This window comes from Rhodocytophaga aerolata (assembly GCF_030503435.1).
Taxonomy (GTDB): Bacteria; Bacteroidota; Bacteroidia; order Cytophagales; family 172606-1; genus Rhodocytophaga; species Rhodocytophaga aerolata.
This window is the reverse complement of sequence record NZ_JAUKPO010000050.1, coordinates 1-24,427: the sequence shown is the minus strand read 5'-3', so window position 1 is coordinate 24,427 and position 24,427 is coordinate 1. Positions and strand designations below refer to the sequence as shown.

Sequence of the window (24,427 nt, the reverse complement as noted above, 5' to 3'; positions counted from 1 at the left end):
AATGATATCTTCCCTACTGCCCTTACGGTCTATTAGATGTGTTAATTCAAAGGGGGAGAATTTATTACTTTTTTTCTCTTAGCTGCTTGTCCACTTTCATCTGACGACTTTTACTCTAAGAGAACTTCATAGCTTAAACTTGATGTAGCTAATTCTCTCCATCCTTCAATAGACATGTTGAGTTAAAAAGGATTTAGGGGTTGTTACTTTTATAAACTATTTTCAGAGCAATAACTGAATTAGTTACTAAATGATTCACTATTTATTTAGTAATAAACCTTGCATTCTACACTATGGATAAGCTTAAAATTCCAGCTTCATACGTATAGTTAAGCGAAAAGCCGTCTTGCTTTGCTCATGCATTTGGAAAAATTATATTTGACTAACTATTTGAATTAGCTAGCCCTTTAATGTGTTACTGGACAAATAAGTATTCATAAAGTAGTTTTCTATCAACTGCTTGCTGTACTGCCAAACAATGCTATACAAATTGCTGTTTTAGTGAAAAGTACAGGAAATTTGCTGAGCTACTATCAGCCATTTGTAAATGGACAGTCAAAATTATCTTATAAAATAGTAATGAGTGATGAACCGTATTTATTGCTTTAAATGGCATCAACAGGAAGGCATATATTTTTATTGTAAACTTTATGCCAACCGACAGCCCCCGGCTCAGGAAACAATTAATTTATCTCATCCACAACCTATTATTGATTTCTTTGAGTTTGACTTAACCCTTCTCAAAAGTCAACTATTGCTATCGGAGCTATTAGGATCCACTACCCTTATTGAATGCTGGGAATATCAAGCAGCTTATAAACAGGCTACTTCTCAAGTCTTTGATTTATATATTAATGGCGAGAAACAATCATTCGACCTCCTATGATCGGCTAGAAAAAAATCGCACAGAAAAGTAATGTCCCAGCTTACAGAAATCATTGTATAAATATGGCTGATAACAAATCTACCTATACAGTTTTGATGACTGAAAGTTTTAACTATGCAAGAACACAGGACCCGGAGAAAAAAAGCTACTTGCGAGAAAAACAGCTGACTTACGCAAATATTAATCAAGGAAAAGGGAAGAAAAGTTAAGGATTTATTTTCCCCTCTTTCCCCTTTTGCACTAGTAAAAAACAAGGCATTCACTCTAGTGTATGCCTTGTTCAATTGACTAAAGGAATTCGGCTGCTTTATTGTCACCTATATGACACTAACATATATGACACTAACATTAAATGCGTTCAAATTATCTCCCATTTGTTTAATGAATATTTCGTTTAGATAACTCTCATAACGAGTGAAAAAGAAAAACTCACAAGTAGGACAAATTTTGTGCTGCAAGGAACCCAGCGGATTGCTCTTGGTATCTCTATTCATAGAGTGACCCAATTAATAGAGTGCCCCAGTCTTTATTCTAAGATCACACCAAACAAGGTATCAACAGTTACTGATAGACTAAAAGTCAAAGGCTATTTTATCACACATCAACCATGTTGCTTATTACATGTTGCTTATTATAGTTTTCTCTTTGCCCTATTTGCTATTTTTTCCATCGAAGAACCGGACTATTAAAGTAGTAGATCGGGTTCCCTGATTCAAATAGTCCATGCTGGGAAAAATAAGAGTATCTATTTTAATTGCACCGGCTAAAAGAAAAAAATGCAGTAACTCATTAAACTTAAGAACGCTAAAATAGGTGATCGTAAAGCGTGATTAGTACAGATGCATTGCTGTTATATCCGACTCTTGCTTTCCCCACCTCGTAGGATTGTAAAAAGTACTAGGCAAAAAAGAATATGTATCTGCTTACGTTAACCTTTTCAACAAAATTACCGTTGTGGTAACATAAAAATAGTAGGTTTTGACTCAATCATATATAGAGTAAGCTTTACTAGCCATTTCAAAAAGAGTTAAATCATTTTTTAAGCAAAAAATTCAACAAATTATGTCACAAACAGTAATTGGGATTTTTGATAATCCAACAGATGCACAAAAGGCTGTATCACAATTGGTAAGCAAGGGTTTTTTACAAAACAATATAGATATATCTGCTCAAAGTTCACAAGAAAGGGCGGCTGCATTCCAGGATAAAGAGCAGGACGATGATAGCATTGGTGGTTTTTTCAAGTCTTTGTTTGGCAGTGATGAGCAGACTTCTAACAAGTATGCAAGCGTGGCTAGAGCTCATACCCTTGTAACTGTTCATGCTCAGACTAAACAAGAAGCCCAGCAGGCGGCAGACGTTCTAGACGAATACGGTGCACTAGATATTGATGAGCGGGCGGCTCAGTATAGTTCCAGCGGGAGGGCAGGTTCAGCTGTTACTAGCACTGAAGGTGCAATGGCTATACCTATTATTGAAGAAGAGCTGCAGGTAGGCAAACGGGTAGTAGAAACTGGAGGCGTACGTTTACGTAGCCGAATTATTGAGCGTCCAGTAGAAGAACATTTACGCTTGCGGGAAGAGCGGGTGTATGTAGAACGCCGCCCTGTAAACCGCCCGGCATCAGATCAAGACTTAGCTGGTTTTAAAGAAGGTATGATTGAAGTGAGCGAGCATGCTGAAGTACCTTTAGTAAGTAAAGAGGCCCGTATCGTCGAGGAAGTAAAACTGAGTAAAGAAGTAAAAGAGCGGGAAGAAGTGATCAAAGATACAGTCCGTAAGACGGATGTGGATGTAGAACAATTAAAAACAGATGATTTACGTGATCGTCCGGCTAATCTATAAAGTAAAAGTTTGAGGTAAATAAAAGCAAATGTAATCTAAAAAGCGGTGCCTGTTTTTATAGGGTGCCGCCTTTTTTATTTTTTCTAAGTCAATGAAAGTCATTCTGGCAAGAGGCAAAAACACCTTTTTCTACGAGGAAATACTTTTTGATTTTTTACCTGCAGCAGTCTTAGCCTTAAGGCTAAGACTGCTGCAGTGCTGCTTAAATATCTTTAGTAAAATCTTTAGTAAAGGTGGTAATAATCAAATACACACTTTTTATTGTATATAAAGTTAGCTTTATTGACTATATGCTGAAGCAGGCGCCCTCGCTGCACTTTTTTCTTTGAGTCTTTGTTTGCATAATGGGTGTGGGCAAGCAGCCCATAGGTTTTGAGCTTTTCGTTTTCAGATAGTTCCTCAAGCAGGGGTAAATAAGTAAGTACTCTTTCATAGTCTGCTTGCCTAAATGCTTTCTTTGCTTTGCTATAGTTATACACCCTTTTCACTACTCCTCCTGAACTGTCACTTGTCCCCAGCTATCTGAGGTGTATAAGACAGATCGTGTGTTCAATAGAGTGTTTGACAAATCAAATTCTGATTCTTCCACTTAAGTACTCGTAGTGCTTGTGCGCATTGGTGTCGTTCCGCTATAAGCTCTTGTCTAATTTTATTTTTTAACAAAACAATATTTTTATTAGCAATTTAAAATGAAAAAAAACTGGCAAATCAACTCGGCGGACTGCTTATAGAGAGGATAATTATACAAGAGCAAGTACTCTTGCTAACTCAGAAAGCCTCACTTTCTATCAATAGAATACTACTGACAGCAAATAGTCTTTATCAAAAGACAGCAGAATTAAACCCTTTTCCAAAAAATCTTTTGGTTGAGTTTCATAAAGCTATTGAAGAAAAAATATACAAAAAATTTTCTCCATAAATGATCAATTAATTATTGCGCATAAGAAATTTTCAGAATAGTTTTTAACTAATAAGGGCTTCCATGTAATAACAAGTCAGCCTCTATACTAAAAGGCTCCATTTAATTAAGTGGTGAGCTACCAACATATCCTTGCAAGCAAATCAATATCTCTTCCTGCATCTTAAAGGCCATCTAAACAAATACTCGTTGTATATAGCTTATACGCAATAGTCTTTCCCGCTCTTTTTGACAAAATGAAAGCTGTTTGTCTATAAGTAATAAAAGCAGAAGCAATGAAATTTTCAGCAAGGATTTCCTCTGTAATTTTATAAATCATTTGCGATTATACAACTCTACTATCTCATATAATCATATCTATTTTGTACTACTTTCAATGAACAATTACTCTTTCACTCAAAGGTTTCAATCTTTCACTATTAAAAGCAGCGTTCTTTTTACTTGCCTGATTTTACTTTTAATCATTATCTTAAGTAACGGATATACCTACCTTGGGAATGAAAAAATGATCCAAGAGCAGAAATTGCTTACAGAAAGCCGGTTGAAAAAATTATTAATATTTGAGACTATTGGTGAAAATACGGCTTTGGCTGAACTTGAATTCCGTTCTTATATCTTGTTTGAAGGAGAGGAATTTATTGACCTGAGAAAGAAAATATGGCAAAACAAACTCATTCCTTCCATGGAAGAGCTGCAAGCGCTGAAAAGCAGTTTTACTATGGCTTCTCATCAAAAACTTATTGACCAGTTACTCATCAATCTGACAACTTTTAGGCAGCTTCAAGAAGAAAATCAAAAAAAAGCAAAAACCTTTTTTGCACAAGTAACTACTATAGATAGCCTGGGGGCTAGCTCATTCAAAGAGGCCTCAGCCCTTGCAGCCACTACCAAGCAACGAGTTGTTTTTGAAGCCATCAAAGAAGCAACAGCTACTATTTCAGCCGATCAACGAGTCCTTATTCAAAAAGAAAGTATAGCTTTAACTGATAGCATGGAAACCCAGCAAAAAGGTATTATCTTCTTGATTCTATGCAGTATAGTGTTTGCAAGCCTTCTTTCTTATCAGCTCATTCAGGCTACCATTATTCCTTTAACAAAGGTAAGCAAGTATTTACAAGAGCTATCTTTAGGTAAACTACCTGAGCAGCTTGATACACCGGCTAATGAAATAGGGGTGATGATGAGGGCCATTAATACGCTCGTTTCGCACCTGAAAGCCTCTGCTCAGTTTGCTACCTGTGTTGGCGAAGGCAAATACACAAGTAATTATAAACCGGCGAGCCGTGAAGATACCTTAGGAAATTCACTTGTGACTATGCAGGAAAAATTGTCTCAAATCGAAAGGGAAGACAACAAGCGCAATTGGTGTACCGAAGGTTTTGCCAAGTTTTCAGAACTGTTACGTACAGAAGAAGGAAACACAAAACTGCTCTCAGAAAAACTTATTTGCGCATTGGTCAAATATGTAGGAGCCAATCAAGGAGGCGTATTTATGATCAATGATGTATCTTCAGAAGATATTCATTTAGAACTCATTGCTTGTTATGCTTTTAACCGGAAAAAATTCTTAGAGAAACGAATTGAAATGGGAGAAGGACTCGTGGGGCAGGCTATCAGAGAAGAAGATACGGTTTATCTTACGGATGTTCCTTCTGAGTATATTCATATTACTTCCGGTCTAGGTGGTGCCACCCCAAAGAGTATTCTTATTGTTCCTTTGAAAGTCAACAATAAAGTATATGGGGCGCTAGAACTAGCTTCATTCTCTGCCTTTGAATCCTACCAGATTGCTTTCATTGAAAAGCTTTCAGAAAGCATTGCCTCCACTATTTCTAGCGTAAAGATTAATGAGCAAACCAGGCACTTGCTGGAAGTAGCTCAGCAGCAAGCCGAAGAGATGCGGGCCCAGGAAGAAGAAATGCGGCAGAACATGGAAGAACTTGAAGCCATCCAGGAAGAGATCAAACGTAAATCAGCTGAAATGGAATCTCAGCTAACCGCTATTGATTCTGCCATGGCTACCATCGAGTTTACTATAGATGGGACTATTATTCGGGCCAATGATAAGTTCTTGGAATTAATGGGATACAGCTTAGGAGAAATCCAAGGCAAACATCACCGGATGTTCGTGGAAGCTACCTATGGACAATCGAGCGAATATCATGCGTTCTGGAAAAGTTTACATGAAGGGCATCCTCAGATCGGAGACTTTGGACGTATTACCAAACATAAAGAGGAAGTTTGGCTAAAAGCTTCGTATACCCCTGCGTATGATTCGCATGGCAACATCTATAAAATTATCAAATTTGCCCAGGATATTACCCTACAACGAAAGCTGAGCATGGAGATAGATCAGAAAAGTGAGCAAATGAGCCGGATCATTTCCGAAATAGAGGCACAAACCAATATTGTAAACAGCATCGCCATTGTCTCTAAAACAGATTTACAAGGCAATATTACCTATGTGAATGAGCAGTTTTTAAAGTGGTCTAAGTATTCGAGAGAGGAAGTTTTGGGAAATAACCACCGATTCCTAAAATCCGGAGATCAGGAGGATAAAATTTTTGAAGAGTTATGGAAGACCATCTCAAGCGGCAAAGTTTTTCGAGGTCAGATTAAAAACAAAGCTAAAGATGGCACTTTCTACTGGGTAGATGCCATCATTGCCCCAATACTCGATGAAAGAGGAAAACCCAAAGAATATATTGCTCAACGCTTTGTCATTAATGAAGTAAAGGAAAAAGAAGCCCAGTTATCTCAAGCGATGGAGCAAGCGCAGACCTTAGAAAAACGGATCCGGCAACATATGCAACAAAGCCCAGAGAAAGTAGTCTATATTACCAATACGAAGGGGGAGATAGAATGGGTCAATGAGGAATTTACGATAGTAACCGGATATAGCGAGGCGGAAGTCTGGGGAAAAACTGCCCACCAGCTATTACAAAGGCAACAGGTAGGTCCTCATGCAGGCCATCATCAGATGGAAAAAGCATTGCGTGCTAAAACAGGCTTCAAGGAAACGCTTCAGGGGTATAGCAAAGCAGGAGAAACCTTATTATGTGAGATAAACTTATCCCCCCTTCCAGATAGAAAAGGAGAAGTAGACAAATTTATTTCCACAGGCGCCTTTGTAAAACACGTTACAGAAAAAAATAACTAATGGCAACCAATAGGAGCCTATAAGTAAGGAATTTAGCCAGGCTCATAGGTCCCTATCGGTTTATTTCTAATTTCTCTCTATGGATACATTAAAGAAAATTACCAGACAAGAACTTGCCTGTAACAATGGGTTAAATGGTGTTGCCGCCTGGATTGGCTATAAAGGATATGTGTATGATGTGACACCATCACCCCTATTTCAACATGGAAAACATTACCGGCTCAAAGTGGGGGAAGATCTTACACCCTATATGCAAGAATCCCCTCACCTAGAGGACGTATTAGAAAAATTTCCAGTGGTGGGCGAACTTGTGAACGAGTAACATGAATCAAAAAGTAGCACAATGATTTGTGCAGACATCGCTGAACAAAGTTCGCTTTCTAAAACAGCCAATGCTCTGCAGCCTGTGAGTGATAGAAAACAACCATTATCGTTAATGAATTCGAATTTACTGCAACTTTTTTTAACCAAGTGGCAAGCGATCTTGTATTGGGGTGTGCAAAAACGTATGCACTATCCTCACAAAGAACGCATTGTGCTATGTAACCAGCTCATCCTGGCTTTAATAAGCCTGACGATTTTATTAGCATTGGTACTGCTTTTCATAGTACAACTGCCATTGATAGCAGGTTTAATGCTACTGAAGACACTTTTTTTTGCTACTATTCTCCTTTTGAACAAAAATCAACATACTAACCTATCAAGTATCTGTTTGTGCGTAGCTATACCATTTAGCATCTTAGGCGTAACTTTATATATGAACATGGCAAGTTCACGGGTAGAAGTAGTGACCTATTTTGCCCTTCGTCTCCTGTTGCTTTCAAGTGTACTCTTGCCTCTGATTTTATTTGAACTCCGTCAAAGAGCTTACCTAATTTTTGGGATTGGATGGGTAGTTGTTTGTCTTCTCTTAGCCAATCCTTTACACCGTTCACTTGGAATTGCCCCAGAGCAGGTGGGTTTACAGTTTAATTACTATTTCTTAGTAGATTTCATTAGCCTATTCTGTATAGTCTTGATTGTTAGTAGCTTTTTCTTTCTACAACGGATAAGCCGGGAGTATGAGAAACGCCATACCCTTTTGCTCATAGCCCTACAGGTATCAAATGAGGAATTGACTCATAATAAGCAATCGTTAGAAGTGACTACCCAAGAATTATTTGCCACTAACCAGACCCTGCGGGAACAAAATGAACAGATAGATGCCCAAAAAACGCTATTGCAGGTCTGCTTGGAGGAAAATTATAAGGTCAACGAACAATTACAGCAAGCCAAAGAAGAAATTCAAACCTTGCTTGAGGAGCAATTAAGGCAAAGTGAGCTTAAATTTCAGGAGCTCACCGAGAGTATTACCGAGATGTTTTTTGCCCTGGATAATAAATTACAGTTTTTGTATTGGAACAAGGCTTGTGAGCGCTTAACGGGAAAGCCTGCCAAAGCGGTGCTGGGCACGTCTGTCTATGAGATGTTTCCTACTTTTCGGGGGAGGCGAACAGAAGCAACACTACAAAATGTGCTGGCAAGTAAACAACCTGTTAGTTATGAATACTGGGATAAGATCACATATACCCATTTTGAAGTCAATATCTTTCCTTCCAACATGGGTTTAGTAATCCTTCTCAAAGACATCACGGATAAAAAGAAAAAAGCCTGGCAAGTAGAACAACTCAATGAGCAACTATTGATAAGCAACCGGGAACTGAATCAGCGCAATTTTGAACTCGACCAAATTGTCTACAAGATTTCCCATGATATTCGTTCCCCGCTGGCTTCGGTGTTAGGCTTAGTCAATCTGCTGCAATTGGAAGAGATGGGGGAAGGCGTAAGGGAGTATACCATTAAGATTGGCGGGCAGATTCTCAAATTAGACCGTTTTACTAAACTCATGCTGGAGTTTGCCCGCACCACCCGCAGTGCCTTGCAATGCCATCAGATAGACTTTGAGCAATTGAAGAATCAGTGCTTAGCAGAGCTGGAATACTTGCCTCATTTTGCACGTCTGCACGTAACACTGCATCAGGAGGGGCTACCACTGTATACAGATGCCTTACATATGCAAATTATTTTTGCAAACCTAGTAGCCAATGCCATCAAATACCAATATGTAGAGCGCAACCTGTCCTACTTACATATTCTAATAACTGTGCATGAGAAAGAGGCTCAAATGGTATTCAAAGATAATGGAATCGGAATTGACAAAGAATATTTGCCCCGCATATTTGACATGTTTTTCCGGGCGTCTACTCAATCTAATGGTTCAGGGCTAGGAATGTATATTGTCAAGCAAACCGTAGAAAAGCTAGGAGGTAAGGTCGAGCTGGAAAGTATACTTGGAGAAGGCACTATAGTCACTATCAAAATCCCTAATAGAGTTTCCCGTAATGAAAAGACCATATTCTCTGCTAGTGCTGGTGTTTCTAAAGTAGAAAGTATCCAATAAATGAGAAAAACTAAACTACAAATTGGGTAAGCAAGAACCCTTATGGATTAGAAGTCACGTACGCAGGTTTCTTTAAGCTGCCATGGCTGTTGACTTTAAACACTTAAGCTGATGGCTAAACCAGTGTACCAATGAATTGCATGAATACAACTATAAGCAATACAACTATAAGCAGTAGATGGGAAACTAGCATTTTTCAGGTGAGCACCGTAAAGTAGGTTAATATATTTATTCCTACAGTTCTGTATGCGGAATAAGTGACTATAGATTATTCATTGTTGTATGTGACTCTGCGTAGTTTTTATTCGATACTTGGTAAGATTAGTATATGTAAGTAGTAATCCAGGTATATTACTATGGGTATAGAACCCTTAATTGAGATATATGTATTTTAGATTTATGGATACTTTCGGATCAAAGGGAAGTTACTATTCGCTAAACAAAAATCTTTAAAATTAATTATTGGCGCAGCTTTTATGACTTGCTTCGATTGATACTCGCAAGAAATTAAATGATTTTAATCCATCAAATATTACTTCCCATTAATCAGTGCTGAAAATAAACATTTTACCTTTCATAAACCAACTATTTTTGAATTCTTTAATTATTAATCCTAAGTTCTCCCTTATAAAATTTTACTAATATGCTAAAAGATGTTGTCATGAATGATGATAGCTCCACACTTGAGTCTGCTACCCCTACTGATAATAAAGTTAAGAGCAAAACTTCCAAGGTAAAAAAATCTACCCCTCATACGTTTTCAGAAAAAATAGGTGGTGTTCAGGCAAACTCACTGGTTAATGCAGAGACAGAACTTTTAGGTAGAGCCGATGCTTTAAACAATGCGGCTATCGTTTCAGAAGTAAATCTTCAGGGAAATATCATTTATGTAAACGACGCGTTTTGTGAAACCTCCAAATACACCAGAGAAGAGCTGATCGGAAAAAAGCAAAGTATTGTCCGACATCCGGATATGCCTGCTGCCTTATATGAGGATTTATGGAAAACCATTACGCAAGGTAAGGTATGGAAAGGAGAAATTAAGAACCGGGCTAAAGATGGTTCTGCTTATTGGGTGGATGTAACGATTACGCCTATTTTAGATAGTAATAAAAAACCAATCAAATATATAGGTGTGCGCTTTGTGATTACCGAACGCAAAGAGCAGGAGGAAAAAATCAGATTAGCATTAGAAGAAGCACGCATACAACAAGAAGCAATAGCAGCCAGCGAGGAGGAACTCCGTCAGAATATGGAAGAAATGGCTGCTACGCAAGAAGAAATGGTTCGTAAGGAACAGGAATTAATCGGTCAAAATGCAGCATTAAACAATGCAGCCATTGTTTCTGAAGTAGATTTGCAAGGGAATATATTATTTGTAAATGATGAATTTTGCAGGCTTGCCAAATATACCAGAGAAGAGCTGATCGGAAAAAAGCAAAGTATTGTCCGACATCCGGATATGCCTGCTGCTATATTTGATGACCTTTGGAAAACCATTACCCAAGGTAAGGTATGGAGAGGACAAGTTAAGAACCGGGCTAAAGACGGCTCTCATTACTGGGTAGAAGCCACTATTACCCCTGTTATGGGACAACATGCAAAACCCGTAAAATACATCGGTGTACGCTTTGATATTACCAAACAAAAAGAACAGGAAGAAAAAATACAGCAGGCCTTGGAAGATGCTGAAAAGCAGAGGGCAGAACTGGTAAAGAAAGAACAGGAATTAGTTGGGCAGAATGCAGCGCTAAATAATGCAGCCATTGTTTCTGAAGTAGATTTGCAAGGCAATATCATTTTTGTAAATGATGCGTTTTGTGAAACCTCCAAATACACCAGAGAAGAGCTGATTGGAAAAAAGCAAAGTATTGTCCGACATCCGGATATGCCTGCTGCTATATTTGATGACCTTTGGAAAACCATTACCCAAGGTAAGGTATGGAGAGGACAAGTTAAGAACCGGGCTAAAGATGGTTCTGCTTATTGGGTAAATGTTACTATTACCCCTGTTTTAGATAGTAATAAAAAACCAATCAAATATATAGGTGTACGGTTTGTGATTACCGAACAAAAAGAACAGGAGATTGAAATTACTGGGCAGTTAAATGCCATCAATGCTTCGTATGCTTTCGTAGAATTCGATAAGAGCGGCTATTTTATTAAAGCAAATGATGCATTCCTTAAAATAATGGGGTACACACATGAAGAGCTAAAAGGGCAACATCATAAAATATTTGCTGATCCGGTTTTTGCTAACTCTTCCGCTTATAAGGTATTCTGGGAAGAATTAAATAATGGCATCATTCAGGCAGGTGAGTACAAAAGATTCTCAAAATCAAAAAAAACTATATGGCTAAAGTCTAGCTATACACCTGTAAAGAATGAAAAAGGAGAGGTAATTAAAGTGATCAAACTGGCTTCAGACACAACAGAATTCAGAATAGGTTTTCAGGCAGCCACTGACTTTATTGAACAACTTCGCATCGGAAATTTAAATGCAGAAATGCAAATAGGAGATGCTAAAATAGAAGGTGAGATTGGTCAGGTTATCGCCAACCTGCAGGAATTGAAGCTAACCCTTAAAGGGCTGATTACAGAAGTTAACCGGGTAGTAAAGGCAGCAGGCAATGAAGGTCAACTTAGGGAAAGGCTGAGACTGGCAGAAGTACAAGGGGTATGGAAAGAATTAGGAGATTCATTAAATACCCTTCTTAGCAGTGTATCCGAGCCGGTGCTTGAAATGAATAGGATTGTAACAGCTATGTCTATGGGCGACCTTACCCAGCAATTTTTAATGCAGGCAGAGGGAGATATTAAAGATATGGGCAATGCCATGAATATTGCCATCAAGAATATGAATAAATTGCTTAAAATCATTGAAGAAAATGCCTCTACTATCTCGGCTTCTTCTAATATTATGATTGAAAAAGCAGAAAGTATGAAAGGTAGTATCCAGGAAACAACTTCAGCCATTAATCAGATGGCTGAAGGAGCACAGGAACAGGCTTTACGTACTGATGAATCATCTAAGTTAGTGGAAGGGATACTAAAATCTTCCAATGAAACGGGAGAAAAGGCAGAAACAATTAATAAAGCAGCAGAAAAAGGCCAAAGTAGTTGCCTGGAAGGAATGAAAATTATTAAAACTGTTGTAGAAAATATGGGAGATATTTCTAGTTCTGCTACCGTAACAGCTACTTCTATTGAGGTACTTACCAGCAGATCGGAAGAAATTTCAAGTACCTTAAAAGTAATCACTGATATAGCTTCCCAAACAAACCTGCTTGCCTTGAATGCAGCTATTGAGGCGGCTAGAGCAGGAGATGCCGGCAGAGGCTTCGCTGTGGTAGCAGAAGAAATACGGAAACTGGCCGAAGATTCCAGAAAATCTGCTATAGATATTGAGCGAGTTGTAAAAGATGTTCAGAAGGATACCTCATCTGCTTCTAAAGCGATTGAAAAAATGAAGGACAGCGTAGTGGGCGGCACAAAAGCAACGAAAGAGGCCCAAATAGTTTTTGAAAGTATTAACACCTCCAGTGATGAAACTTTTAAATCCTCTAAACAGGTGCTGGAAGCTACCAAAAGTCAGCAAAATTCTATTGGTGTGGTAGTAAAAAACATAGAAAAGATTGTAGTCGTATCTGAGGAAACAGCTTCCGGCACTCAGCAGATGGCTGCTTCGTCTAAAGAGTTAAGTAAATCAATGAACGAAGTCTATGAAACGGGTAAAAATCTTTTCCAGATTGCTGAAGAACTCAAAAAGAGTGTAGGACAGTTTAAGCTAAGTAGATAATATGATGGATAATAGAAGAAACAAGTTTGGCACAAGTAAAAATGTCTATTCTTTTACTGTGTTAATTCTGAATGCGTAGTATAAGGAGAAGGAATTTTATCGTTCCTTTTCCTTTATTCTTTCCATTTTCATACCTATAATAAGATCGAGTATTGTTTCTGCTGATGGATAGTTGGTGGCAAGCTAGGAGTAATTGTGGCTATTATACAAGCTGAGTTTTAAACGTGTTATTCACTTATGATCTTATATGTAAATAGTAAGCAATTTGCCTGTATATATCCCTTTGTTTGGATGAATTTAAACTTACTACTACTTAAAAGTTAGTGGCTAAATACTTAAATATATTTAAAAAGTTATCATGGAATCGGTTACAGAAAATAAAATATTGCCTGTTAACAGTGAAAAGAAGCAGAAGTCTTTTCAGATCATTGTTTTTAAACTAGGCAGCGAGGAATATGCTTTGTCTATCGAGCAAATAAAAGAAGTAGTTAGCACACCTAATATAGCCCGTATACCTTTAACTCAAAGCTACATCAAGGGAGTTGGAAATATCAGGGGAAATGTACTAGCCATTATTGATCTGGCTGAAAGATTCGGGATTGCAAGTGAGGCTGAAATCAATCATGGTACACATAAATACACACTTGTAGTTGCCAGCGAAGAATACAAAATAGGTATTTTGGTAAAGGAAGTGCCAAATACTTTACGTGTAACGGATGCAGATATTGATACATCGCCTCATATGATACAGGACAGTAGTCTTGGCAATAACTATATCAGGGGAATAGTAAAATCAGGCAACCGAATGATAATTTTGATGGACGTTTTCAAAATAATTACAAAGGAAGATAAGGAATTTATCTTGAAAGCGGACTGAGCTATAAAGGGTGTCTGTGCTATTGACAGCTAGCCTTAAACAGATGCCTGCTAAACTTTGCTATTTCAAGCGAAAAACGATAATAATTACTACACAATTAATTAGATATAAAATATGGGCAAGAAAGTACTCATTATTGATGATTCTCTCTACATGCGCACTATGATTAAAGATGCCTTGTCTCAAGCCGGATTTGAAGTTACAGGCATGGCGGCAACCGGCGAATCAGGCATTGACATGGCTTTTGAACTGCAACCTGATATAATTACTTTAGACAATATCCTTCCCGATATGCTGGGAATTGATATTCTTAAAGTTTTTAACGAAGAAAATATAAAGTCCAAAGTGGTAATGGTTAGTGCAGTAGGCCAGCAATCTGTGGTAGATGAAGGATTAAAGCTGGGAGCCTTGGGCTACATAGTAAAACCATTTACCCCGGATCAACTGGTTGAAGCGCTGAGGAAAATTAGTTAATTTCCCCTATGTCGCCACTCAAAATTAAAGTTCTGATTGCCGATGACTCGGGCTTTATGAGACTGGTATTATCAGATATGATTAACTCAGACGGAGAGCTCACCATGGTTGCTTCAGCAGAAAACGGGAAAGAAGCGTACGAAAAAACGAAAAAACTCAGGCCGGATGTGCTTTTACTGGATTTAATTATGCCAGAATATGATGGGTTGTATGCCATAAAAAGTATTATGAGAGATTGTCCTACACCTATTGTTATTCTCAGTTCTTCAGGTGTTATGGATTCGAAAAGAGTTTTTGAAGCGTTAGATGCAGGCGCTTTCGATTTCTTAAATAAGCCAAAAGGAACATTTGGCTCAAAAATAAGAGATATAGAAGAACAGGTAATTGCCAAGATTAAGAGTGCAGCTTATATTAATACCGACAGGCTATCAAAAAAAAGTGCGCAGCTTAATAATCATCTTCACACTTTTGATAAGGCTTTACCTTATGAGATTGTAGCCATTGGCTCATCCACAGGTGGTACAGGTGCAATTGAGGAAATTTTAAAAAAATTGCCGAGTAATTTTCCTATTCCTATTGTGATTGCACAGCATATGCCTCAGGAGTTCGTAGAATCTTTCGCTAGAAGACTTAATGACTTGTTTCCATTCACGGTAAAAGTGGCTGAAAAAGGCGAACCCCTTCAGAAAGGCAGTATTTATCTTTCCCCTGGTAGTACAAATACATTACTTGAAAATGACCCAACCACAGGTCAGGTATGTATTGGATTCACCAGTCATCGATTCACTGAATATAATGATCCATCGGTGGATTGCCTTTTTACTTCTGTAGCCCATACTTATGCTAGTAAAGCCCTGGCAATTGTACTTTCGGGAATGGGGAAAGATGGAACAAAGGGAATGCAGGCACTTCATTTGGCCGGAGCTTATACGATGGCACAAGATGAGCAATCGAGTATTGTGTTTGGTATGCCCAAATCTGCAATAGAGAAAGGAATAGTAAAGAAAACGCTCTCTATCTACGAAATGGGCGGGTTCCTGGTAAGTTGTTTATCCTAAGATTTATGGCTAATGGCCTTTACTATTTGTTTTTTTTATCAAAAGAGCAGGTATTTATTTGTGTAATCCATAACCCATGCAAAGCAAGGTTTGACCCATAGCAGAAAAACCATACTTAGCTAAATATTTATAGTCTTACTAGTTTTAAATTTTAACTTATGCAATCTGGAGACGATGAGATAAAAGAAATATTTTTATCAGAGGCTTTTGAGCAAACAGAAGAATTGAATAAGCTATTCACTCACCTGGAGAAAAACCATACAAACAAACAGGCAATTGAAGCTATTTTTCGCATTACCCATACCTTGAAAGCCAATGCGGCTGGAATGGGCCTAGAAGATATCGCAGCTATCGCTCATGTGCTGGAAGATATATTTAATGAAATTAAAACCGATAACATTACGCTTAATCAGGACTTGTTTAATGATTTATTTAAAGCAAATGACATACTCTGCGCGTTGATCAATCAGGTAAAGACACCAGGTTTGCCAGTAAAATTCCGGGGGATAAAAACCAAACTAGAAGTGCGGGTAAAAAAGCTCAAAGATGAAGCGTCGGAAAACAATCTGCAAGATGCAGCCCACACAAGTCAAGCCCAATTGAATAAAGATTATAAAAAACCGGTGTTAAAAAGAAAATCTCCTTCCAAAGCGCAACTTGAAAAAGCATCGAGATTAACGAAAACCATTTTAACGGATGCAAAAACAGGTATAGATATGATACATGCAATTCAAGCTTTGGCACCGAGTGAAACTACCGATCCTAATCCAGAAGAAAGTATAGAAAAGGAAGCAGCGAAAAATAAGCCTGCCGATGACACTAAAATTGTCATTTCAGAAAATATTCATATCCCTGTGCGTAAACTAGATAATTTATTAAATCTGGTAGGTGAACTGATCATTGAGAAAGACAGGGTAATTGCCTTAAACGGCGAGCATGGCAAAGGCCGACTAAATGAGTATACAAGGCTGCAAAGAATTACCTCTGAGCTTCAATTTTCGGTCATGGATATAAGACTGGTGCAGGTAAATGTACTTTTTAATAAATTCCACCGGATTGTAAGGGACGTTGCAGCCATAGAAAACAAAAAAGTGAATCTGCTATTGGAAGGAACCGAGAACGAAATTGATAGAAACATTCTGCAAATTATCAGTGATTCACTCGTGCACCTAGTTAGGAATGCCATAAGCCATGGTATTGAACCTAAAGAGCAAAGAATCAGGCAAGGTAAAGGTGAGCATGGTACCCTAAAACTTTCTGCCAAAAGTGAAAAAAATGAAGTAATCATCGAGATTACCGATGACGGGCAGGGCATTGACCCAAAACGGATTGCAAAAAAAGCAATAGAAAAAGGACTTCTTACCAAAGAGAACGCTTCCTTGATGTCAGATGAGGATATTATTTATCTAATATTTGAGCCCGGCTTCTCCAGTGCAGAGAAAATCACGGCTATTTCAGGGAGAGGTGTAGGGATGGATGTGGTAAAAAAAGCCATTGATTCTATCGGTGGAACAGTCAGCATAGACTCTCAGACAGGAGCAGGTACAACGATTACGTTGCGTTTACCTTCTTCTATGGCAATGAAAGGCGCCCTGCTGTTTGAGCTGGAATCCGGTGCTTTTGCCATACCCTTATCTTATACCAAAGCGGTTATTGCCATATCAAAAAAAGAAATTCACCAGATAGGAAATAACCTGATGACTACTCATCTGGATAAAAATATCTCGCTGATTTACCTGAACGATTTATTTAATTTAAAGCAACTTTCCGATTCTGGCAAAGAGAAATTTATGTTACGCTCATTTAATAAGTCTTCAATGGATGAAAAATTACATATCATTATCATTTCCTTCAATAAAAAAGATATTGGATTTGTAGTGAATAAGCTTCTTCAGCAGAAAGAGATTGTTGAAAAACCCCTTTGCAAACCCCTGAGAGAGGTAAAGTTCATTTCTGGGGCTACAATATTAGGCAATGGCAATGTCTGCCTGGTGCTTGATGCCCCTGCCATTGTAAACTTTCTTTTTAAAGGATCAAAACCCTCAACTCATCAGAGCCAGTTTGCAGCAGAAACAAACTATTAATGGTTTCCTACCCCTAATTTTATGCAAAAGATACTTACTAATTATGAATTTGAAGTGGCTAAAAAGTTATTACACCTTGCTTTAGATAATGCTGCAGCCGCATTTTCAAAGATGGCTATGGATCAGGTGTTGGTTAAAAATTTTGACATATACATCCTAGAAAAAGATTCTTTTGCAAAAACTATAAACCCCCAATCAGAACGATCTTATTTTATATTAACTACTGAGATGAAAGGTGATTTATCAGCAAAGAGTTATCTGATATTTGACCAGTTAGATATAAGCAAAATAAATAAGCTTTTTCTGAATCAAGATACTCATAGTATAAATGGTGAACTAACACCATTGCAACAATCCATTCTGCTCGAATTAGACAATATAATATCAGCTTCTATGATCACGCAAATAGCTAATCTATTAAATGTTTTTGTTTATGGGGATGTGCCCTATTTAGATTATTTATCAAAAAACGATATGTTAAAAATTTTTCATCAAGATAGCTTAGTACACAATCCCGCACTCAGCATGCAAGCAAAATTTCAACTCTCTAATACCCAGATTGCCTCTTCTTTCCTCTGGTTTTTCACAACAGATTTTCTGTTTTCAATCAAAAAGTTAGTGAACCAGAAACAGCATGTGAGTTTTATATAACTGTTCTAGTTTGGGCAAACCTATAGCCTACATATTATGGCTACTCATTTGTAAGAGTTATCACCCAAACTTTCGATCCATCATTGTAAAATTAATTTCAAATAGTATGTTAAAAAGCCTAAGCAATATTGTTGTGCTAAAACTGCATATAGCACTTCTGGCTTTTTTGATTCTTGTTAGCTTATTGGTACCTGAAGGAGTAAAGTCATGGATGTATGTAGAAAAGATTAGCCTTTTGGTAAGTCTGATTTTGAGCTTTTCTTTTTTTAGAATAGTCAGGATAGATTTTATTATTCCTTTATATCAGGGAACACAGTTGGCTGAGCAGCTTTCAGAAGGTAGGAGGGTCCAGGTTGAAAAGACTACTGTAAGAGGGACGTTAGGATTTCATTTACAACAGCTAGCCTCCTATCAAAGTAAGGTCACTTTATTCGTAGAGGCTGTAGGAAGGGGAGAATTTGAGACAGAATTACCCTTTCTTAATATGGAGAGCGGATTAAATAAGGCATTAGCCAATATGAAGTATAAACTTTTGGAGCTATCAGGAGAAGAAAAAAAAAGAAACTGGCAGATTTCAGGAGCAGCGCAAATAGGAGATATTTTAAGAAAAAATCAAAATCTAGCCATTGAAGAGGTTTCTTTGAAATTTTTGCAATCTATTATAGATTACCTAGGGCTCAACCAAGGAGGTGTATTTATAATTCAAGAAGATCCGAAAGGAGAAAGATTGATCGAGCTTTCCGCTTGCTTTGCCTATAATAAAAAGAAATATGTAGAAAAAAAGATTGAATGGGGAAAAGGATTAGTGGGTCAGTGTATCCTAGAAGGGGAACCTATATATATTACGCAGGTTCCAGACAATTACCTTCAGATCACTTCAGGTCTTGGCCAAGCCAATCCGAGAAATCTTTTACTAATTCCAATAAAATATAACAAGCAAATTTTTGGCGTACTAGAAGTAGCTGGTTTTAAAAAGCTTCAGGACTTTGAAATTGAATTCCTAACTAATGTTTGTGAAAGTTTTGGTGCTGTTATCTCAAACTTAAAATCTATTACCCATACAAAAGAACTTTTAGAGCATAGTCAGCAGATGGCTGAGGAGCTAAAAAGAAAAGAAGAAGTACTGCAAAGTAACACCCATCAGCTTATTGCAACCCAGCAAGAACTAAATCTACGGCTTAAACAGATTGAGCAGGAAGCAAACCTGACTAAGTCCATAGTTGATGCAATAAACAAAACCAATGCCTCCATTGAACTAGATTTGGAGGGGAATATACTTAGCGCAAATGAGATGTATCTGAGCCTGATGGAATATTCTAGCGATGAAATAATTGGGAAAAAGGAAAAAGTATTGGTTGCAACAGATGAGATTGATTCACAACGCTACGATATGATGTGGGAAAGCCTTAAGGAAGGGGCCTTCAATTCAGGTGAATTCAAAAGAATAAGTAAAAAAGGGAAAGAACTATGGCTGTCTGGGAGTTATAGCCCCATACTTGATGTAGAAGGGAAGGCAACTAAAATTCTACAACTTGCTCAATTCACGACTGAACAAAAGGAAAAAGAACTGGAGGCCACAAGTAAAATTAATGCCTTGAATCAGTCTGTATTGTCTATGGAAGTTAATTGTGCTGGTATCATTATTTCCTCTAATGCGCTTTTGCAGAAAGAGCTGGGCTATAAGCGAATTGAACTGGCAAATAAGTCTTTCTTTGATATATTATACTCTTCTGTAAAAAACTCCCAAGAGCAAACAGAGATATGGGATACGATTAAAAAAGAAAAATTCCTAGTTAAAGTTTTAAGCTTTCTCTCTAAAGATGGAGTCGAAAGAATATTTATATGCAACTTTAGCCCGATAAAGAATCTGGCTGGCGAAATAAGTAAATTTTTAGTCATTATGATCGACTTCTCCAAACAATACCAACTGCAGAAACTGTCTGATCAACTACTCATAGCGGAGCGGAGAAAAAAAGCCGTGTTGCAATTAAAATCTATGACCTCTGGTATTTTTTCAAAGCATTTTGTTGAAACCTATTTTGAAGTCCAGGCGCAATATGAATCTGCCAAAATATCTTACCTGGTCAGCAAAAAAGAATACATGCCCATATTAATGATAGACAAAGATGGAAAAATTGTGATGCTTAATTCTGCTGCGGCAATTGTACTTGGGATAGAAATGGATAGTACATTAGGAAAGGAAATTTATGAGCTATTCTATTTTTCGGATATTAAAGAGTTGGAAGCCTTAAAAGAAAGAGTTCAAAAACCTGGCTTTTGCCAGTTAATGCTTAAAATGAAAGATTATGCAGATAAGATTATTAAGTTAAACATATGGCTTGCACCTGATTTTATAGAGCCGGATGCCTATAATAACTTGTTATTTCTTATTTTAGATGTAGAAATTCCTGAAGATTAGCTCTTAAAAAAAGCATGTATAGTATTTCTGACGAAGAATTAAACTCTATTACGAAGGCTGTTTTTACCCGCTATGGGATAGATTTTACAAACTATGAACCAGTAAGCTTAAAGCGGAGAATTGCCCGGATACTGGCAGTGTATAAGCTGGAAAACGTGATTGACTTATGGCGCAAAATCATTTATGAGAAGGAATTTATACAGCTTTTTATAGATGAAGTAACGGTTGGATTAACGGAAATGTTCAGAAACCACGATTTTTGGATTAAACTGCGCGAAGATATTTTTTCTCAACTGAAATCAAAAAAAGATATATCCATATGGCATGCAGGATGTTCTACAGGAGAGGAAGTTTACTCTATGGCTATTTGTCTAACAGAAGAAGGGTTGATTAGCAGATGCACTGTAATAGCTACTGACCTAAATAGTAAGTCCATAGAGCAGGCTAAACAAGGAAGATTTTCCTCTATGTATGCAAAAGCGTATGCAAGTAATTACCTGGCAGCCAAAGGAAAGAAAACAATAAACTATTATCACGGGCTGGAACAAGATGAAATGGTATTTAACAAGCTGGACCTTCAGCATTTTACCTTTCATCAACATAATCTGGTTAAAGATTTGGTTGGAACTACCTATAATCTTATCTTATGCAGAAATGTAATGATTTATTTTGACGAAACTTTAAAAATGAAAATCTTGGATCTTTTTCATAAGTCATTAAAAGAAGATGGTTTTTTAGCAATAGGATATTACGATTCCCTCCCTGAAGGATATAAAAAGTATTTTTCAGTGTATGATGCTACATGTAAAATTTATAAGAAAAAAGTTTAAATAATTACAGATGGAGTGATTTAGGTGTCGTAATCTGAAAGAGACAAGACAGCGAATGCTTTTTCTTCCATTGGATCAAAGTATAATTTCTGGACTGAATATCCTCTTGGTTTTGGCCGTTTGACTATTATTTCCTTGATGAAAGTTATCAGCGGCTTCACAAGTCTGAGGAAAGATTTCAAACGATCTTTTCCTATATGACTTCCCTAGCTATTTTCATTTCCTGTCTGGGCTTATTTGCTTTAGCTGCCTATATGGCTGAAAGACGTACCAAAGAAATTGGCATACGGAAAGTGTTAGGAGCTTCCTTGGTAAGCATTCTAGGTTTACTCTCAGGGGAATTTATTATCCTCACCCTGATAGCTTTTCTACTAGCTTCTCCCATCTCCTGGTTTGCGATGGAGAAGTGGTTAGAGAATTTTGCTTACCGGATTGATATTTCTTTTTGGATATTTATCCTTGCCGGTATCAGTTCGCTTTTGATTGCCTTGTTAGCGGTGGGCTATCAAGCCATCAAAGCTGCCTTAGCAAATCCGGTAAAGAGCCTGAGAAATGAATAGAAGAGAATAATTTATGTCTGTCAAAAATTTATATATGTCATTCTCCAGGTCTTGTCCTGATACAGATAGACAAATACAGCCATTTACTTTTACCAAAAAAGGGCAAAAAGAGAAAAAAGAAATTTGAATTAAAAGTGGTGAGTTATGCTTTCCCCTCTTGCCCATCTTAATGAATTATGCGAAAGGGGAGTTATAATAATTACCATTTTACCTACCAATATAATGAGATAAACATAGTAATTGGCAAAGGGCCTCTCTGATAGAGAGGTTTTTTGTTATTGATTGTTTATTGGACTTATCTCAAAAAAGGACGATAGGTTAAGCTCTAATAATATTGTAAAATAGTGATGAAAATTGGAGTTACAAAATAGGGGCGTGGGTGTTGCACAACTAAAGCTTTTGATTTTGGTCTATGAGAGGTAACTTTATGAATGGTAGGCAAAAGAAAACAGCTTGAGAAAACTTGCCCTTCAGGTATAATAGAAACTTATGTTCCCAACAACAACTTCTATCGCCATATTAAGCAGTTACTCAAATTAGACTTCCTCTATCAAGCAGTAGACTCTTATTTGAGCATTCCTGCTCAATAGGGCAGGTGTGGGCAGAAGTCTATAGATCCGGTGGTCTTTTTCAAGCTACAACTGGTAGCACACTTTGAAAACATTTGCTCTGAGCGAGCCCTTATTGAAAAGAGTCAGTTGCGGCTAGACATTCTTTATTTTTTAGATTATCAGCTAGGGGAACCTCTGCCTGGACCTAAAATCAAGATTTTATCTTGAGGTCTGGAAATTCCAGAGAATAGTGGTTCTCCCGATCTTTTGATGATTTGGATTAAAACAGACTTAAGCAGCCTGTTTGGTAAGCCTGTAAAGTACCCGCTTTTTCAGCAGCTCTAGCTTGGCTCTTCCGTAACCCTGCCGCTTAATGAGTTTCAAACGATTAATTTGCCCCTCCACTTGTCCGTTGCTCCATTCCATGGATAATGCTGCATGGACCGCCTGGTAATCACGCTGTACTCCTCCGGCAAATTGCCTGAGTTGAGCGATACCACTTTCTTTCGCCTGGATTAGCCAAGTATCTAACTCTGCTGCTTTCCGGTTTTTAACCATGTCAATGAATTGTTGAGCTATAGGGTAAGCCATCCTTGCCTGCTCATGGTGGGTGAGCAAAAAAGCTAATAACTGCTGCTTTCTATCGGACAGTTTCTCTTTGCCCTTCATCATCAGCCACATGGCACTCCGGGCAGATACAGGAGGAATGGCTTTCTTTAGCATTTCTTCATCTATAGGTGCGCTAGCTCTGGGAGGAAAATAGGCAACGGCTCTGTAGATGCTGGCAGGAGCACCTTGGTAGCCTTCTTGTTTTAACTCTTTCCATAATTGCTTTGCATTCACATCTCCTTCTGCCCATCTTTTGGCTAAATAGACTATCTGCTCATTGGTCAACAATCTACGGGTGGAAGCTTGACTATAGCGTTTCTTTGGTACTTTCTCTAGTAAACTATATCTTTTCACCGTCTGGCGTGAGATCTGTAAATGTTTGGCAATTTTTCTCATCGACCAACCTTCACTATAGAGTTCTTTCACTTGCTTATGCAGAACCTGGGATTTTCCCACAGGTTCTTCTTGGACTACCATCTGCTTTTGTAATGCCTGCTCTCGGTTCTTTTCCTTCTCCTGCTTTTCTATATCAGTCATAGCCACAGCAGTCGCATGTAGGCCACCAGCATTCATTTCCAGCATACGTTTCAGAGCATCTCCCAAATTCTGCAGCAGGTGCCACCAGTCAGCTATCTGTATGGCTGAAGGGGCTCCTTTTCTGGCAGCTTCAGCAAAAGTGGTATCCCGGTCTCTGGAAACAATGGCTATTCCGGGATGCTCTTTGAACCACGACTCGACTGTTTCCAGCTTGGCATCCGGGAGTAAATCTATGGGTCTGTGTGTTTGTAAATCCACCAAAATAGTAGCATAGGTTTGCCCTTTTCGGATTGCCCACTCGTCTATTCCTACAATTTTGGGAGCAGACGCGGTAGCTATTGCTACCTTGCGCGACAGGTTCAACAGCGTATCTGCACTCACTAAATGGATGTTAAGCAATTCTAGCAGTAAAGCAGTTCTTTCTCCTCCTAATTGCAAAGCTAGATTCTGTAAGTAATGCGCTAAGCGAGTGGTTTTGCGGGCATAAGCAGCAATAGCAGGATGTAGTCTTTCGCAAAATACATTTCTTTTACAATCTGCTAGATCACAAAAGAACCGTCTGACAGTTAAGTGCATGAGCACTCTTTTATCTGCCCAAGGTAAGTCAGCCACTTTCCTGCTATAACGGCTATGAATTCTTTGACTACTGCTCAGGCAAAGTGGACAATGCGCTACCGGATGGCCGCTTGTCAAAACTAAGGTAAGCTGCTTTTCTCCGTAGGTTATTC

Annotated in this window: 16 protein-coding genes; 15 read left to right on the top strand and 1 reads right to left on the bottom strand. The window is 38.0% G+C overall.

The genetic code is table 11. From position 1 onward, the window contains the following. Positions 1–586 precede the first annotated feature (586 nt). From Q0590_RS33665 to Q0590_RS33595, 15 genes are all read left to right on the top strand, one after another. Positions 587–886: a hypothetical protein gene (locus tag Q0590_RS33665; RefSeq protein WP_302042069.1), complete on the top strand. Its 300-nt coding sequence runs from the start codon at positions 587–589 to the stop codon at positions 884–886. Positions 887–1,948: 1,062 nt separating this feature from the next. After that, the gene (locus Q0590_RS33660) at positions 1,949–2,731 is read left to right on the top strand and encodes a YsnF/AvaK domain-containing protein (RefSeq protein WP_302042068.1); all 783 of its coding nucleotides are present in this window, start codon (positions 1,949–1,951) and stop codon (positions 2,729–2,731) included. Positions 2,732–4,155: 1,424 nt separating this feature from the next. Continuing rightward, positions 4,156–6,810, top strand: a complete 2,655-nt coding sequence (locus Q0590_RS33655; protein WP_302042067.1) for a PAS domain-containing protein — start codon at positions 4,156–4,158, stop codon at positions 6,808–6,810. Between the two features lie 79 nt (positions 6,811–6,889). After that, on the top strand, positions 6,890–7,132 hold the full coding sequence (locus Q0590_RS33650) for a cytochrome b5 domain-containing protein (protein WP_302042066.1): 243 nt from the start codon (positions 6,890–6,892) through the stop codon (positions 7,130–7,132). A 441-nt stretch (positions 7,133–7,573) separates the two neighbouring features. After that, positions 7,574–9,250, top strand: a complete 1,677-nt coding sequence (locus Q0590_RS33645; protein WP_302042065.1) for a sensor histidine kinase — start codon at positions 7,574–7,576, stop codon at positions 9,248–9,250. A 643-nt stretch (positions 9,251–9,893) separates the two neighbouring features. Next, positions 9,894–13,049: a methyl-accepting chemotaxis protein gene (locus Q0590_RS33640; RefSeq protein ID WP_302042064.1), complete on the top strand. Its 3,156-nt coding sequence runs from the start codon at positions 9,894–9,896 to the stop codon at positions 13,047–13,049. A gap of 358 nt (positions 13,050–13,407) precedes the next feature. Next, positions 13,408–13,926, top strand: coding sequence for a chemotaxis protein CheW (locus Q0590_RS33635; RefSeq protein ID WP_302042063.1), 519 nt, complete (start codon positions 13,408–13,410; stop codon positions 13,924–13,926). Positions 13,927–14,040: 114 nt separating this feature from the next. Beyond that, the gene (locus tag Q0590_RS33630; protein ID WP_302042062.1) at positions 14,041–14,400 is read left to right on the top strand and encodes a response regulator; all 360 of its coding nucleotides are present in this window, start codon (positions 14,041–14,043) and stop codon (positions 14,398–14,400) included. 8 nt (positions 14,401–14,408) lie between these two features. Next, positions 14,409–15,458 (top strand): chemotaxis-specific protein-glutamate methyltransferase CheB, encoded by a 1,050-nt coding sequence (cheB, locus tag Q0590_RS33625; protein WP_302042061.1) that lies wholly within the window; start codon positions 14,409–14,411, stop codon positions 15,456–15,458. 158 nt (positions 15,459–15,616) lie between these two features. Further along, positions 15,617–17,542, top strand: coding sequence for a chemotaxis protein CheA (locus Q0590_RS33620; protein ID WP_302042060.1), 1,926 nt, complete (start codon positions 15,617–15,619; stop codon positions 17,540–17,542). A 21-nt stretch (positions 17,543–17,563) separates the two neighbouring features. Further along, positions 17,564–18,193: a chemotaxis protein CheC gene (locus Q0590_RS33615; protein ID WP_302042059.1), complete on the top strand. Its 630-nt coding sequence runs from the start codon at positions 17,564–17,566 to the stop codon at positions 18,191–18,193. A 106-nt stretch (positions 18,194–18,299) separates the two neighbouring features. Then, positions 18,300–20,612, top strand: coding sequence for a PAS domain S-box protein (locus Q0590_RS33610; protein ID WP_302042058.1), 2,313 nt, complete (start codon positions 18,300–18,302; stop codon positions 20,610–20,612). A 14-nt stretch (positions 20,613–20,626) separates the two neighbouring features. Next, entirely contained in the window at positions 20,627–21,442 is an 816-nt protein-coding gene (locus tag Q0590_RS33605) for a CheR family methyltransferase (protein WP_302042057.1), read from the top strand. Positions 21,443–21,639: 197 nt separating this feature from the next. Then, positions 21,640–22,002, top strand: a complete 363-nt coding sequence (locus Q0590_RS33600) for an ABC transporter permease (RefSeq protein WP_302042056.1) — start codon at positions 21,640–21,642, stop codon at positions 22,000–22,002. A 611-nt stretch (positions 22,003–22,613) separates the two neighbouring features. Then, the gene (locus Q0590_RS33595) at positions 22,614–22,781 is read left to right on the top strand and encodes a transposase (protein ID WP_302042070.1); all 168 of its coding nucleotides are present in this window, start codon (positions 22,614–22,616) and stop codon (positions 22,779–22,781) included. 63 nt (positions 22,782–22,844) lie between these two features. On the opposite strand, the gene Q0590_RS33590 is transcribed toward Q0590_RS33595, so the two are convergent. Continuing rightward, a partial coding sequence (locus tag Q0590_RS33590; protein WP_302042055.1) for an ISL3 family transposase occupies positions 22,845–24,427 on the bottom strand: 1,583 nt, incomplete at its 5' end.

What these genes read in the sequence shown, in the direction of transcription:
- Q0590_RS33610 (WP_302042058.1), top strand. Translation starts at nt 18,300, where the DNA reads ATGTTAAAAAGCCTAAGCAATATTGTTGTGCTAAAACTGCATATAGCA.
- Q0590_RS33660 (WP_302042068.1), top strand. Translation starts at nt 1,949, where the DNA reads ATGTCACAAACAGTAATTGGGATTTTTGATAATCCAACAGATGCACAA.
- cheB (WP_302042061.1), top strand. Translation starts at nt 14,409, where the DNA reads ATGTCGCCACTCAAAATTAAAGTTCTGATTGCCGATGACTCGGGCTTT.
- Q0590_RS33650 (WP_302042066.1), top strand. Translation starts at nt 6,890, where the DNA reads ATGGATACATTAAAGAAAATTACCAGACAAGAACTTGCCTGTAACAAT.
- Q0590_RS33665 (WP_302042069.1), top strand. Translation starts at nt 587, where the DNA reads ATGAACCGTATTTATTGCTTTAAATGGCATCAACAGGAAGGCATATAT.
- Q0590_RS33600 (WP_302042056.1), top strand. Translation starts at nt 21,640, where the DNA reads ATGACTTCCCTAGCTATTTTCATTTCCTGTCTGGGCTTATTTGCTTTA.
- Q0590_RS33635 (WP_302042063.1), top strand. Translation starts at nt 13,408, where the DNA reads ATGGAATCGGTTACAGAAAATAAAATATTGCCTGTTAACAGTGAAAAG.
- Q0590_RS33645 (WP_302042065.1), top strand. Translation starts at nt 7,574, where the DNA reads ATGGCAAGTTCACGGGTAGAAGTAGTGACCTATTTTGCCCTTCGTCTC.
- Q0590_RS33630 (WP_302042062.1), top strand. Translation starts at nt 14,041, where the DNA reads ATGGGCAAGAAAGTACTCATTATTGATGATTCTCTCTACATGCGCACT.
- Q0590_RS33620 (WP_302042060.1), top strand. Translation starts at nt 15,617, where the DNA reads ATGCAATCTGGAGACGATGAGATAAAAGAAATATTTTTATCAGAGGCT.
- Q0590_RS33605 (WP_302042057.1), top strand. Translation starts at nt 20,627, where the DNA reads ATGTATAGTATTTCTGACGAAGAATTAAACTCTATTACGAAGGCTGTT.
- Q0590_RS33655 (WP_302042067.1), top strand. Translation starts at nt 4,156, where the DNA reads ATGATCCAAGAGCAGAAATTGCTTACAGAAAGCCGGTTGAAAAAATTA.
- Q0590_RS33615 (WP_302042059.1), top strand. Translation starts at nt 17,564, where the DNA reads ATGCAAAAGATACTTACTAATTATGAATTTGAAGTGGCTAAAAAGTTA.
- Q0590_RS33640 (WP_302042064.1), top strand. Translation starts at nt 9,894, where the DNA reads ATGCTAAAAGATGTTGTCATGAATGATGATAGCTCCACACTTGAGTCT.